The sequence below is a fragment of the Pseudomonas sp. Ant30-3 genome, from assembly GCF_000690905.1.
Classification (GTDB): Bacteria; Pseudomonadota; Gammaproteobacteria; order Pseudomonadales; family Pseudomonadaceae; genus Aquipseudomonas.
The window spans coordinates 31,312-45,127 of sequence record NZ_JMCL01000095.1 but is presented as its reverse complement, the minus strand read 5'-3'; the positions used below and the strand labels follow the sequence as shown (position 1 = coordinate 45,127).

Genomic DNA, 13,816 nt, shown 5'->3' with positions numbered 1-13,816 from the left:
TCCAGCGGCGGGCCCATCAGGTCTTCAGGCTTCTCATCGTGGAACGTCAGTAAACCGCCACGACTCTTGATCCGTGCAGTATCAATCAAATACTGGGTGCTGGTCTCGATCAACATGATTTGAATCACGCCGGTGTCGACGCCCAGCCGGTCCACGTATTCCTGATCCAGCCATTCATCCGTGTTACCGATCCGGTCATCCGACTTGGCAAAGCGCGTATAGAGCAAGTAATGCGCACCGAGGGCACGGGCTTCGCCCATGGCCTGGTCGAGACCTTCCGGAGCGCGAGCACGGCGCACCATCGGGAAATATTCGATGAAACCATTGAAGGCGACTTCGGCGATGACGTTAGGTCGCGGATAAGGACTGCCCGGTGGCGCGAAAGCGCCTTGGGCGATGTAAACGAACGAATCCGGCTGAATGCGCAAGTTGTTCACGCGACGGCTGTCGCTGTGATCGAGCAAGCCGGCATCGCTCATGTGATAGCGAGTCCCCTCGGCCATGTCGCTGACATTCATGCAGCCGCCAAGCGCCAAAACGGCCAGCAGCAAAACCAGGCTACGCATCCTACCCTCCAGAGGCCGGTGACGGAAAACCGGCGAATGGCCAGTGGATGCAGCTTCCGCGCCATCTCGGAAAACATCTGCGCGTCGTAAAGCGCATTCGCGAGCAGGCTCGCTCCCACAGTTCGGTTTGCGCAAAACTGTGGGAGCGAGGGTTGCCCGCGAAGAGGCCCTGTCAGCCGCCGATGATCTTCATGATGGTGGCACCGCCCGAAAACGCCACTTCCTGTTTGTCGCCCAAGGCTTTGACCAAAAGACGCTGCAGCGCCGGCAGGGCCTGGTGACGCGGTTTGTCGAGTAGATCGCCGACATAGTGGCGATTGCTCGACGACAGGCAGCCATGCAACCAGCCGGTAGACGACAGCCGTAGCCGCGAGCACGTCCGGCAGAACGGCACGCTTTCATTGGCGATCACGCCGAAGTAGCCCTGCCCAGGAATCTCGTAGCGCACCGCCGTCGCGTCGACCGGCGCATCGGCTTGCAGGTATTCGTGATGATCGCCGATCAGGCTCAACAACTGCTGCAGGCTGACAAACTGCTGCAGGAATGCATTGGAATCACTGGCGAGATGGCCCATGCGCATCAGCTCGATGAAGCGCAACTCGTAGCCGCGCTCCAAGCAATAATCGAGCAAAGGCATCACCTGATCCAGGTTCTGCCCACGCAAAGGCACCATGTTGACCTTGATTTTCAGTCCCGCGGCTTTCGCCTGATCCATCCCGTCGAGCACCGTGGCCAGATCGCCGCCGCGGGCAATGCTGCGAAATGCACCGGCATCCAGGGTGTCGAGCGAAACATTGATACGACGAATCCCGGCGTCCACCAGCAACGGCAACTTCTTTGCGAGCAATTGTCCGTTGGTGGTCAGGCTGATGTCTTCCAGGCCCATCTTGCCGACGGCTGTCATGAACGCTTCGAGTTTGGGGCTCACCAGCGGCTCGCCACCCGTGATGCGCAACCGTTCGATGCCAGCGGCCTCGATCAGGTAGGCAACGCCGCGAGCCATCGCCTCGGCCGACAGTTCATCCTGCGCAGCGACCAGCCGTTTGCCGTTAGGCACACAGTAGGTACACGCATAGTTGCAGGCTGAAGTCAGGCTGATTCGCAGATTGCGAAAACGCCTGCCTTGACGGTCAACGATCATGGATCACTCCGGCGAAAGGAATTCGAACGGTTAAAACTTGACTCACAAATCAAGTTTTAGCAAGCCCTAAGCCTGAGTATATTCCTGCGGTACTGCGCCATGTAGCAAATCATGGCGCAATAAGGAAACTGAATGGCTCAGCTACTCGGGGTATCGGTATCGCGCTTGCGCTTGTTGCCCATGCGCACACCGATGTCCATCAGAAACTGGAAGAACCCTTCCTGATCTTCCAGCACATTGCTCCAGAATGGCGAGTGATACAGCGCGACCGCGCCATGTACCAACGCCCAGGACGCGCAGTAATGGAAATATGGCGGGACGTCTTCGAGCTTGCCTTCGCTGATCCGGCCTTTGATCAAAAGGGTCAGGCGTTCGAAGTTAGAGGCGCGGATCTTGTGCAGTTCCTCAATCATCTCCGGCACCTGATTGCCCTTGACCACCTTTTCTTCGAGGCGATCAAACAAACGGTAGCGCTGCGGATCGCGCATGCGGAATTCGAAGTAGGCCCGGGACAATGCTTCCTTGTCCTTGTCGACGTCGGCCGAGTGCAACAGCTCATTCAAATCGCGCTCGTAGTCGAGCATAAGGCGCAGATAAATCTCGGCCTTGGATTTGAAGTGCTTGTAGATCGTGCCTTTGCCGATACCGACGGCATCAGCAATCATCTCGACGGTGACACTGTCTTCACCTTGATCGAGGAACAGCTTGAGCGCGGTATCGAGAATTTCCTGCTCGCGGCGGCGAAACTCACGGACCTTACGAGGTTCTTTATGCATAAGAAAAGGTCTGATCGGGTCAAAATTCGAAGCCGCGTATTATGCCTAACTTGCGCCAAAATGCACGGATCATCCGTCCATATCTGCGTTTCTTGATCATTTCTGGCAACGTCGCGGGTGGATGAGAACAGTTCCGAAGCGCAGGTATTCCAAAATTGTTTAAAAAGCCGACCGGCTAAACTGGACTGCGCCCAATACTGATCAATACTTCAAATGTCGGCGGGGCATCTCCCCCAAGTGCCGCGACGATATTGGTGCCAACGGACCGCGTACCATTGTTTTACTCCTAATGGTCTTAACCCGGATTCACCCCCCAGAACCCGGGTTTTTTTTGCCTGCGATTCAGGGACAAAACCCCGTAGGAGCTGCCGAAGGCTGCGATCTTTTCGCCGACGTTACGCCGATGTTCTCAAATGTGCCAACGGAAACAGCCGCTTGAAATTCTCAGTGGTCTGCTCCGCAAATCGCTCGAAAGACTCGCCCCGCAGCATCGCCAGGAACTCTGCCACTTCGCGCACATACTGCGGCAGATTGGGTTTGCCGCGATGTGGGATAGGGGCCAGGTATGGGGAATCGGTTTCAACCAGCAAGCGGTCGGCAGGCACCTTGCTCGCCACATCGCGCAGAGCATCCGCATTGCGGAAGGTGACAATTCCGGACAGAGAAATGTAATAGCCCATGTCCAGAGCCGCCTTGGCCATGTCCCAGTCTTCAGTGAAGCAATGCAGCACGCCGGCCTGCGGCAATGCCGCCTCACGCAACAGATTAAGGGTGTCAGCCCGCGCACCGCGCGTGTGGATGATCACCGGCTTGGCGGTTTGCTGTGCCGCTTGAAGGTGCAGGCGAAACGATTGCTGCTGCAAATCTGCCGCTTCGGGCTCGTAGTGGTAATCGAGGCCGGTTTCACCAATGGCTACTACGCGAGGATGATCGAGTTCACGCAGCAGCCAGTCGAGTGCGGGCGCAGCACCGGGTTGGACATCCAGCGGATGCACGCCAACAGAACAGTCGACATCTTCATAACGCTCAGCCAACGCCTTGACGTCGGCCGCATTGTCGACGCTGACACCGATACATAAAAAGTGCCCTACCCCTCGCGCCCGGGCGGCATCAAGTGCGGCATCCAGCGAACCGTCATGGGCGGCGAGGTCGAGGCGATCGAGGTGACAATGGGAATCTACAAGCATAGGAAGGCGGCAACTTACATCGTATGAGTGGGACGGTCGGAGTTCAGCGCTCCGGCCAGATGGGTTTCGATGCGACTGCGCGCGGTATTGTCCCCATCGTTGAACTGCACGCCAACGCCGGCAGCCCGGTTACCCTGCGCACCTTTGGGGGTGATCCAGGTGACCTTGCCAGCGACAGGAATCTTTTCCGCCTCGTCCATGAGGTTCAGCAACATGAATACCTCATCGCCCAACTTGTAACTTTTGTTGGTCGGGATAAACAGGCCACCATTCTTGATAAACGGCATGTAGGCTGCGAAAAGCACGGACTTGTCCTTGATGGTCAGGGACAAAATGCCATTGCGCGGCCCCTGATTGATGACTTCATTCATGCTGACCTCCACTGCGGATGCTCAAAGTCTAGTCACTTCTGGCCGGGCAGGGACACCCATTGCACCAACAACGCTTCCAGCAACAATACCCGGTTGAGATTGGCCTTGCTCATGACTTTCTGACGCTGGGCGAGGATCCAGTCCTGAATGTTCAGAACCTTGTCCTGCCCGGACTTCTGCGCCAGATACTGAATCACTTTGCGCATATCGGCCAACCCGAGCCCGTCTTCATCCTGGGTCAGTTGATAACGCAGGATCAGGCTCGACCAGTCGCAGAACCAGTCGAACAGCAATAACAGCGGAATCGCATTCCAGCCTTCGGCCAATTGCGTCGGCGATTGTTGTTGCTTGAGTAATTTTTTCACGCCGTCGACCACCAGCGCTCGCTGCTCGCGCACGCCCTGGTTCTGCAGATTGACGGCGGCGAGCGGCGAACCGGCAGCCAGGGTGAGCAGCTCGACGCGCTCATCGTCAGAACAGTCCGGCAGGGCTTTGGCCAGCCAGGCAAGGCTCATGGCTTCGCTGGGCAACGGACACGCCTGCTGCACACAGCGGCTCTTGATGGTCGGCAGCAATCGACTAGTCTGGTGGCTGACCAGCAACAACACGGTGTCACCGGACGGCTCTTCGAGGCTTTTCAGCAGCGCGTTGGCGGCGTTGACGTTCATCGACTCGACCGGCTCGATCAACACCACTTTGCGCCCGCCCATCTGCGCGGTTTGCACGACGAAACCCACCAGATCGCGAACCTGATCGACTTTGATCGCCTTGTCGGCTTCTTCCGGTTCCAGAACGTAATTGTCGGGATGGCTACCCGCCCTCAGAAGCAGGCAGGATTTGCACTCGCCACACGCATCCTGCGCCGTCGGACGCTGGCACAACAGACTGGCCATCAAGCGTTCCGCCAAGGCGCGCTTGCCGATCCCGGCCGGACCGTGCAGCAGATAGGCGTGGGCATGCTGCTTGCGCCCGGCAAATTGCCGCCAGAGATCGTCCTGCCAGGGGTAGGCTTCAGCCACGGGCCAACTCCAGCAAGCGCGGAAGCAAGGCATCGAGCGATCGCTGAACCTGCGTCAATGGCTGAGCGGCGTCGACCATCACATAGCGCGCCGGGTCCGCTTCAGCACGCTTTAGAAACGCATTGCGCACCGCATCGAAAAACGCCCGGCCTTCGAGTTCGAAACGGTCCAGGCGACCACGAGCGCTGGCGCGGGCGAGGCCCGTTTCTACAGGCAGATCGAAAATCAGGATGAGATCCGGGCGCAGATCGCCTTGGACAAACGCCTCCAGTGCGGCGATACGCTCCAGCGACAAACCGCGACCGCCGCCCTGATAGGCGTAAGTCGAATCGGTAAAACGGTCACACAACACCACTGCACCACGGGCCAGCGCCGGGCGAATCACCTCGGCCAGATGCTGCGCGCGAGCGGCAAATACCAATAGCAGCTCGGTGTCGGGGTTCATGGCTTCGTCAACGGGGGCCAGCAGCACCTCGCGAATCCGCTCGGCCAACGGCGTACCGCCCGGCTCACGGGTCAGCACAACCTCGATACCGGCGGCGCGCAGACACTCTGCGAGGTATTCGCGGTTGGTGCTCTTGCCCGCACCTTCGGGACCTTCCAGGGTTATAAACAGGCCAGTCACAGGCAGTCCTTAATCAGATTTATTGCGCGCGTTGCGGCGCGGAAGTGTCCGGCCCGGCTGCTGAATCAGGCTCGGCGACGGGCGCCGGCAGTTGCGGCGAAGCCTCGGACTCGGGATTGGGCGACGCTGCCGGAACCGGTTCTTCGTCATCCGCTGCAGGCTGTGCTCCCGGCGCTTGCGGTGCCGGGCTGGAGCGATAGTCAGCGCGGCGTTTGAGCTGGTACTCGCGCACCGCGTTGTTATGGGCGTCAAGATCATTGGAGAAGACATGGCTGCCATCTCCGCGGGCAACAAAATACAGACTGTTGCCAGCCACCGGATTCAGTGCCGCGTGGATCGCCTCGCGGCCGACCATTGCAATCGGTGTCGGCGGCAGACCGGAAATCACATAGGTATTGTAAGGCGTCGCTTCCTTCAAATGGGCGCGAGTCAGTTTGCCATTGTAGCGATCACCGAGGCCGTAGATCACGGTCGGATCGGTCTGCAACAACATGCCCATCTCCATGCGACGCACGAACACGCCGGCGATCTGCCCACGCTCCTGCGGCACACCGGTTTCCTTTTCTACCAGCGAAGCCATGATCAGCGCCTGATAGGGCTCGGTATACGGCACATCCGCTGCGCGTTGCGCCCACTCTTTGGCAAGCACCTCATCGAGGCGATCATAGGCCTTCTTGAGCAGCTCGACATCCGTCATGCCGCGCACGAAACGGTAGGTATCGGGGAAGAAACGGCCTTCCGGGAAAATCCCGTTGTGCCCGAGTTTCTCCATGACCTGACTATCGCTGAGGCCACTGAGGGTCTGCTCGATTTTTGCCTCTTTGGCCAAAGCAGCACGCACCTGATGGAAATTCCAGCCTTCAACCAGGGTCACGCTGTACTGAACCATTTCACCGCGCTTCCACACATCGATCAGATCATCGACGGACATGCCGGGCAGCATGCGGTATTCACCGCTGTGCAAGGGTTGTTTGGCCAGATTGAAGCGCCAATACACGCGCAGCCAGAACGAATCCTTGATGAGGCCGTCGGCCTCAAGTCGGATGAGTGTGCGGTTCGGGGTCGTGCCTTTTGGCACTTCCAGCAGTTCTTCCTGAGTAACATTCAGCGGCTGTTCCAGCGCCGAATGAATTTTCCAGGCGGAAGCGCCCAACAACAGCCCTGCCAGAACCAATCCGGTTTCCAGCAGCAGCAAGAATTTACGTCTCACGTATCAAGCATCCAGTAGCGCACGAGCAGTGATTTGGAGTTTACGGGTGAGTGGGCCAACCGGCCAGCTCAGTGCTGCATAGGCGCGCACCGGCCAAATGCCATAAACGCTGTTGCACACAAACACTTCATCAGCCCATTGCAGCTGTTCCAGGGGGATATCGGTGATTTGTGTGGGGATTCCAGATGACTCGGCTTGAAACAATAATTCGGCGCGCATCACGCCGGCGACACCACAGCGTTTGAGATCGGGCGTGATCAGGACGCCATCGCGGATCAGGAACACATTGCTGAAAACACCTTCGATCACACGCCCGGCCATATCGAGCATCAGCCCTTCGGCATGCTCGGCGTCCTGCCATTCAGCGCGCGCTAAAACCTGTTCGAGGCGATTCAGATGCTTGAGTCCCGCGAGCAGTGGCTGCCTGGAAAGGCGTGTAGCGCAGGGGAACAAACGCACACCAAGCTGCGCATTCGCGGCAGGATAAGCAGCAACCGGATTGCCTTGCAGGATGCGTCGTGCCTGCGCCGTTGGGGCCGGCGCATAGCCGCGCTGACCATCACCACGGGTAACAATCAGCTTGAGCACGCCATCGTGCAGCCCTTGGGCGTAAGCCGACAGTTCTGCAACCATGGTTGCATGGTCAAGATTGATCGCCAGGCGCTGGCAACCGTTGAGCAGACGCTCGACATGCCGATCCAGCAGCACCGGTTTGCCGCTGTGCACGGCGATGGTCTCGAACAGACCATCGCCATAGGCCAGGCCGCGATCCTTCAGCGACAGAGCGTCAGCCGGCTGACCGTCGACCCAGCATTCCATCAGCCAGCGAACCGGCGGAACACCAGCGAGCCGTTGGTACCGCCAAAACCGAAGGAGTTGGACAACACAACGTCGATTTCCATATTGCGCGCCGTGTGCGGTACGAAATCGAGATCGCAGCCTTCATCCGGCTCATCAAGGTTGATGGTCGGTGGCGCAACCTGACTGTTGATTGCCAGCACGCTGAAAATCGCCTCGACCGCGCCCGCCGCACCAAGCAGGTGACCGGTCATGGACTTGGTCGAGCTGACCGCCAGTTTGTAGGCATGATCGCCAAACACGGATTTGATCGCGCAGGCTTCGGCGAGGTCGCCGGCCGGTGTCGAGGTGCCGTGAGCGTTGATGTACTGGACCTGATCACTGTTGATTTTGGCATCGCGCAGGGCATTGGTGATGCAACGGGCAGCGCCTGCGCCGTCAGCCGGCGGCGACGTCATGTGGAAAGCATCGCCACTGGTGCCGAAACCGATCAGCTCGGCGTAGATGGTCGCGCCGCGAGCTTTCGCGTGTTCCAGCTCTTCGAGGACCAGCGCACCGGCACCGTCGGACAATACGAAGCCGTCACGGCCCTTGTCCCATGGACGGCTGGCGCGGGTCGGCTCGTCGTTGCGGGTCGACAGCGCGCGGGAGGCACCAAAGCCGCCCATGCCCAGACCGCACGCGGCCATTTCGGCGCCGCCGGCGATCATCACGTCGGCTTCGTCGTACATGATGTTGCGGGCAGCCATACCTATGCAGTGCGTGCCGGTGGTACACGCGGTGGCGATCGCGTAGTTAGGTCCCTGTGCACCCAGGTGGATGGACAGAAACCCGGAAATCATATTGATGATCGAGCCAGGCACGAAGAACGGAGAAATCCGTCGTGGGCCGGAATCATGCAGGGTACGGCTGGTTTCTTCGATGTTGGTCAGGCCGCCGATCCCCGAACCCATGGCTACGCCAATGCGCTCACGGTTGGCGTCGGTGACTTCCAGACCAGCGTTACGCACCGCCTGAAAACCTGCGGCGAGGCCGTACTGAATGAACAGGTCGAGTTTGCGTGCTTCCTTGACCGACAGGTATTCCTCGACATTGAAGCCCTTTACCGAGCCGCCAAAACGGGTGGAATAGGCAGAAAGGTCGGTGTGTTCGATCAGACCAATGCCACTGCGGCCAGCCAGAATGCCCTGCCAACTGCTTGGCACATCCGTGCCCAGTGGCGACAACATACCCATACCGGTGACTACGACGCGTCTACGCGACATAGCACTCTCCTTTTTCAAATGACGACTTTGCCTGAGGCCTAAAGAAAAAACCGCACGCCATGATGGCAGTGCGGTTTTTCCATGACAGCAAGCAACGATTACAAACTATTACGCCTGATGGCTGGTAACGTAGTCGATTGCAGCTTGTACAGTAGTGATCTTCTCAGCTTCTTCGTCAGGGATTTCGGTCTCGAATTCCTCTTCCAGAGCCATCACCAGCTCAACGGTGTCAAGGGAGTCGGCACCCAGGTCTTCAACGAAGGAAGCAGTGTTGACCACTTCTTCTTCTTTAACGCCCAGTTGCTCGGCAACGATTTTCTTGACGCGCTCTTCGATGGTGCTCATACCTTGTTTTCACTCCTAATGGACAAATTCAGGCAGCTGGCCAGTGGGTAAGTGTATAGAAAGCCTTTTCGGTTTTTCAACTGAAAGCTTCACTCCTCAAACCCTGCAGCCCTCTGCCTATAAATAGATTGCAGCTTTATAACGGATTTTAGACAGCTCGTATGACATTTTTTTGAAGCAATCCGTCACATTTAACTCATGTACATCCCGCCGTTCACCGGGATTGTAGCCCCAGTAACGTAAGCCGCACCGTCGGACGCAAGAAAAGCGACCACAGACGCGATCTCTTGAGCTTGCCCCAGACGGCCCAGCGGAATCTGCGTCTGCAAGGCTTCACGCTGCGCCTCGGGCAGTTCGCGGGTCATATCGGTGTCGATGAAACCCGGGGCCACCGAGTTTACCGTAATCGAACGCGAACCGACTTCTCTCGCCAGAGCACGACTGAAACCTTCCAGACCGGCTTTGGCGGCAGCGTAGTTTACTTGGCCTGCGTTGCCCATGGCACCCACAACCGACCCAATACTGATAATTCGTCCCCAACGGGCTTTGGTCATGCCACGCAAAACGCCTTTGGACAAGCGGAACAGACTGTTCAGATTGGTATCGACGACATCATGCCATTCGTCGTCTTTCATGCGCATCATCAGATTATCGCGGGTGATGCCGGCATTATTGACCAGAATCGCCGGCGCCCCGAACTGCTCTTGGATGCTCGCCAGTACGGCAGCGACGGATTCATCGCTGGTAACATTGAGCTCCAGGCCAGTGCCCTGGATTCCGTTTTCCTTCAGGGTCGCTGCGATGGCGGCGGCGCCCGAGGCGGAGGTCGCGGTGCCGATAACGATGGCGCCCTGACGACCCAGTTCAAGGGCAATGGCCTGACCGATGCCACGGCTGGCGCCGGTGACCAATGCAACTTTACCTTGCAGACTCATGCAAGTTTCTCCTGATTCAGGCCAGCGCTGCACGAGCGGCAGCGAAAGCGTCTGGGGTATTGAGGTTGGAAGTCGACACGCCTTCGGCGCAGCGCTTGTTCAGACCGGCAAGCACTTTGCCCGGGCCACATTCGACCAGTTGGGTCGCGCCCTTGGCAGCCAGTGCCTGGACCGATTCGACCCAACGCACAGGCTTGTAGAGCTGCTCAAGGAGATCGCGCTTAACGGTTTCGAGATCGGCAGGTACCGCGGCGCTGACATTCTGCACCAGCGGAATCTGCGGCGCCTGCCAGTTGATTGCAGCTATCGATTCAGCGAAACGTTCGGCAGCCGGACGCATCAATTCGCAGTGCGAAGGCACGCTGACCGGCAACGGCATGGCACGCTTGGCGCCACGGGCCTTGCAGCCTTCGATGGCGCGTTCGACCGCAGCCCTGGCGCCAGCAATAACGACCTGGCCGGGCGAGTTGAAGTTAACGGCACTGACCACATCGCCTTGCGCCGCTTCGGCACAGGCTGCCAGCACGTCGGCGTCTTCCAGACCGAGGATGGCCGCCATACCGCCCTGCCCGGCCGGAACGGCTTCCTGCATCAACTGACCACGGCGTTCTACCAGCTTCACGGCATCGCCAAGACTCAGGCTGCCCGCAGCCACCAGAGCACTGTACTCACCCAGGCTGTGACCGGCGACGTAGGCCGGGCGCGCGCCACCTTCGGTCAGCCACAGACGCCACAAGGCGATCGAGGCGGTCAGAATGGCCGGCTGGGTTTTATCGGTTTGATTGAGTTGCTCTTCCGGCCCCTGCTGGGTCAACGCCCACAGGTCGTAGCCGAGTGCATCGGAAGCTTCTTTGAATGTTTCGAGGACCACCGGATGTTGCGCGCCCAGCTCGGCCAGCATGCCGAGGGACTGCGAACCCTGTCCTGGAAAGACAAATGCGAGGGAAGCAGACATTTAACGAGCCCCTAATGATCTTGTCGTCGGAGAAAAGACGCCCCGCCATTGGGGGCGCAGAAAACTGACAGTTGGATGGCCAATTGAATTAAGCGGTCACATTTAAGCATTGTCCGACGAAAACGCCTAAAGCAACAATTCCTCCAGACGCCCGTGAATTCGCTCGGGCAGGTTCTCCTGAATCTCGATCAAGGCCCGCGAGATCGCACTCTGGAAACCTTGCACGCCGGCCGAGCCGTGGCTTTTCACCACAATTCCCTGCAAACCCAGAAAACTCGCACCGTTATGGCGGGCCGGCGCCAGGTCAGCCTGCAGTCTTTTCATCAGCGGCAACGCCAAGGCTCCGACCATGCGCGAGGCGACATTCTTCTTGAATAGAGATTCGATGCGGCCGGCGATCATGGTCGCCAGGCCTTCGCTGGACTTGAGCAGGATATTGCCGACAAAGCCGTCACACACCACCACATCAGCTTCGCCGCGATACAGACCGTCACCTTCGACAAAACCGATGTAGTTGATGCCCCGGGCAGCCTGCAGCAATGTTGCCGCCAGCTTGACCTGCTGATTGCCCTTGATGTCTTCGGTACCGATGTTCAGCAAGGCGACCCGTGGGCGACTGATACCCAAGGTTTCTGCCGCGACCGAGCCCATCACCGCGAACTGCAACAGATGCTCGGCACTGCAATCGACGTTGGCGCCCAGATCGAGCAACTGGCAATAACCCTTTTCGGTCGGAATCGCCGCCACCATGGCCGGCCGGTCGATGCCCGGCAAGGTCTTGAGCACAAATCGCGACAGCGCCATCAACGCACCGGTATTGCCGGCACTGACGCAGGCCTGGACTTTGCCATCGCGAAGCAATTCCAGGGCCACACGCATCGACGAATCGGGCTTGCCGCGTAAAGCCTGGGCAGGCTTTTCGTCCATGGTGATCACTTCAGCAGCCGGCACGATCGACAGGCGTGAGCGATCCACAGCCGACTGGCCGGACAGCAATTCTTCAAGTATGGAGGGTTGACCGACGAGGGTCAGGTGCAGCGAGGGCGTAGCTGACAGGCAAGCAAGGCTGGCCTGAACAATGCTGCGGGGACCGAAGTCCCCGCCCATTGCGTCAATCGCGATGACTTGAGCGGACAAGAAATTACTCGTCAGCGCCCTTGTCGATCACTTTACGGCCACGGTATACGCCTTCTGGCGATACGTGGTGACGCAGGTGAATTTCACCGGTGGTTTTTTCTACAGACAGAGTGCTTGCCGTCAGGGCGTCGTGCGAACGACGCATGTCACGGGCAGAGCGGGATTTTTTGTTCTGCTGAACAGCCATAATTGATTAACTCCTAAACGTTTGGGTCACGCTTTAACTGCGCCAATACACTGAACGGGTTGGACCGCGTTACCTCGTCCTCGCTCGGTTCGGGCTCATCGAGACCCGCCGGCTGCTGGCATTCTTCCGGATGATGAGCAGGCACAATGGGCAAGGCGAGCAAAAGCTCCTCCTCGATCAGTGACTGCAGATCCAAAGGATCTTCGCCCAGTTCCAGCACGTCATAACCTTTCGGCAACGACTGGGTATTCGCACCCTCCTTTACCACAGCGTAACTGCATTCGCTGTGAATCGGCAGGGTGACCAGCTCAAGACAACGCTGGCAAACCATTTTGACTTCGGTGTCGATAAAGCTGTGAATGACCACAGATTTACGTTCATCTCGTTCAAAAACAAATTTGGCCTGCACCGTACCGACAGTGTCGGAAAGCGGGTCGCAGAGTCTCTCCAAATCGGCCAGCAGCAGTTCACCTTGAAGGGTGGTGCCACGGTCAGCCAATTTGCGCGGGTCAACGTGAGGTGGAATCGGGTCATTCAACATAGGCGCAGCATTATAGGGATGCACCCAGCCATGTCAAAGGAAATTGCGCCCTGTCCGTCACTTGGAAGCCTCGCTAGAATTCGCCCCTGACCTTTGGAGATGCGCATGCTGCCTTTATTACTCGCTTCCAGCTCGCCCTATCGCCGGGAACTGCTGGCCCGCCTGCGGCTGCCGTTCATCTGCAGTTCGCCGGACATCGATGAAAGTCACCGTCCGCACGAGTCCGCAATCGAGCTGGTGAAGCGCCTGGCCCGAGAAAAAGCCCAGGCTCTTTCGGGCAGTCACGCCGCACATCTGATCATAGGTTCCGATCAGGTCGCGGTACTCGGCGAGCGAATTATCGGCAAACCCCATACATTCGAAAAGGCCCGCGAACAATTACTCGCCTCAAGCGGCGCCAGCGTGACTTTTCTCACCGGGCTGGCCCTGCTCAACAGCGAGACCGGCGCGTGCCAGGTCGACTGCGTACCGTTCACCGTACACATGCGCACCCTGGACGCTGATCGCATAGAACGATACCTGCGCGCCGAAGAGCCCTACGACTGCGCTGGCAGCTTCAAGGCCGAAGGGTTGGGGGTGAGCCTGTTTCGAAGCACTGAAGGACCTGATGCCACAAGCCTGATCGGCCTGCCGCTGATTCGGCTGATTGATATGCTGCTGGTTGAGGGCGTGCAGATCCCTTAAGCAGCAAAATCCCATAACGCCACAAACCCGTAGCAGCTGGCGCAGCCTGCGTCCGAGTGCAAAGCGCTCGCGAA

The 13,816-nt window shown here is 58.5% G+C and carries 17 protein-coding genes; 1 reads left to right on the top strand and 16 read right to left on the bottom strand.

Features of this window, described 5'->3' with window-relative positions; all coding sequences use genetic code 11:
- The 16 genes from DU29_RS0122100 to DU29_RS0122025 form a co-directional block, all read right to left on the bottom strand.
- Positions 1 to 566 (bottom strand): DUF4823 domain-containing protein (locus DU29_RS0122100; RefSeq protein ID WP_028623657.1); only part of this gene is annotated, 566 nt, incomplete at its 3' end.
- Positions 567 to 738: 172 nt separating this feature from the next.
- Positions 739 to 1,707: a GTP 3',8-cyclase MoaA gene (locus DU29_RS0122095; protein WP_028623656.1), complete on the bottom strand. Its 969-nt coding sequence runs from the start codon at positions 1,705 to 1,707 to the stop codon at positions 739 to 741.
- Positions 1,708 to 1,844: 137 nt separating this feature from the next.
- Entirely contained in the window at positions 1,845 to 2,483 is a 639-nt protein-coding gene (locus tag DU29_RS0122090) for a TetR/AcrR family transcriptional regulator (RefSeq protein ID WP_008031613.1), read from the bottom strand.
- A 395-nt stretch (positions 2,484 to 2,878) separates the two neighbouring features.
- The gene (locus tag DU29_RS0122085; RefSeq protein WP_028623655.1) at positions 2,879 to 3,670 is read right to left on the bottom strand and encodes a TatD family hydrolase; all 792 of its coding nucleotides are present in this window, start codon (positions 3,668 to 3,670) and stop codon (positions 2,879 to 2,881) included.
- Positions 3,671 to 3,684: 14 nt separating this feature from the next.
- Entirely contained in the window at positions 3,685 to 4,041 is a 357-nt protein-coding gene (locus DU29_RS0122080; protein ID WP_028623654.1) for a PilZ domain-containing protein, read from the bottom strand.
- A 32-nt stretch (positions 4,042 to 4,073) separates the two neighbouring features.
- Complete coding sequence (locus DU29_RS0122075) at positions 4,074 to 5,060, bottom strand: DNA polymerase III subunit delta' (protein WP_028623653.1); 987 nt, start codon at positions 5,058 to 5,060, stop codon at positions 4,074 to 4,076.
- Entirely contained in the window at positions 5,053 to 5,685 is a 633-nt protein-coding gene (tmk, locus tag DU29_RS0122070) for a dTMP kinase (RefSeq protein WP_028623652.1), read from the bottom strand. Before tmk ends, DU29_RS0122075 begins: the two co-directional genes overlap by 8 nt.
- 19 nt (positions 5,686 to 5,704) lie before the next feature.
- Complete coding sequence (gene mltG, locus DU29_RS0122065; RefSeq protein WP_028623651.1) at positions 5,705 to 6,895, bottom strand: endolytic transglycosylase MltG; 1,191 nt, start codon at positions 6,893 to 6,895, stop codon at positions 5,705 to 5,707.
- A gap of 3 nt (positions 6,896 to 6,898) precedes the next feature.
- On the bottom strand, positions 6,899 to 7,714 hold the full coding sequence (gene pabC, locus DU29_RS0122060; protein WP_028623650.1) for an aminodeoxychorismate lyase: 816 nt from the start codon (positions 7,712 to 7,714) through the stop codon (positions 6,899 to 6,901).
- Positions 7,714 to 8,958, bottom strand: a complete 1,245-nt coding sequence (fabF, locus tag DU29_RS0122055; protein ID WP_028623649.1) for a beta-ketoacyl-ACP synthase II — start codon at positions 8,956 to 8,958, stop codon at positions 7,714 to 7,716. Before fabF ends, pabC begins: the two co-directional genes overlap by 1 nt.
- A 108-nt stretch (positions 8,959 to 9,066) precedes the next feature.
- A complete protein-coding gene (gene acpP / locus DU29_RS0122050; protein WP_003175607.1) occupies positions 9,067 to 9,303 on the bottom strand; it encodes an acyl carrier protein in 237 nt (78 codons plus the stop codon).
- Between the two features lie 191 nt (positions 9,304 to 9,494).
- A complete protein-coding gene (gene fabG / locus DU29_RS0122045; RefSeq protein ID WP_028623648.1) occupies positions 9,495 to 10,238 on the bottom strand; it encodes a 3-oxoacyl-ACP reductase FabG in 744 nt (247 codons plus the stop codon).
- 16 nt (positions 10,239 to 10,254) lie between these two features.
- Complete coding sequence (fabD, locus tag DU29_RS0122040; protein WP_028623647.1) at positions 10,255 to 11,193, bottom strand: ACP S-malonyltransferase; 939 nt, start codon at positions 11,191 to 11,193, stop codon at positions 10,255 to 10,257.
- Positions 11,194 to 11,319: 126 nt separating this feature from the next.
- Positions 11,320 to 12,330 carry a phosphate acyltransferase PlsX gene (plsX, locus tag DU29_RS0122035; RefSeq protein WP_028623646.1) on the bottom strand — a complete coding sequence of 337 codons (1,011 nt, stop codon included), beginning with the start codon at positions 12,328 to 12,330 and terminating at the stop codon, positions 11,320 to 11,322.
- Positions 12,331 to 12,334: 4 nt separating this feature from the next.
- Complete coding sequence (gene rpmF, locus DU29_RS0122030) at positions 12,335 to 12,517, bottom strand: 50S ribosomal protein L32 (protein ID WP_008152339.1); 183 nt, start codon at positions 12,515 to 12,517, stop codon at positions 12,335 to 12,337.
- A gap of 13 nt (positions 12,518 to 12,530) precedes the next feature.
- Positions 12,531 to 13,058, bottom strand: a complete 528-nt coding sequence (locus DU29_RS0122025; RefSeq protein WP_004371317.1) for a YceD family protein — start codon at positions 13,056 to 13,058, stop codon at positions 12,531 to 12,533.
- A gap of 105 nt (positions 13,059 to 13,163) precedes the next feature.
- Between DU29_RS0122025 and DU29_RS0122020 the strand changes: the two genes are divergently transcribed.
- Entirely contained in the window at positions 13,164 to 13,742 is a 579-nt protein-coding gene (locus DU29_RS0122020; protein WP_028623645.1) for a Maf family protein, read from the top strand.
- Positions 13,743 to 13,816 lie beyond the last annotated feature (74 nt).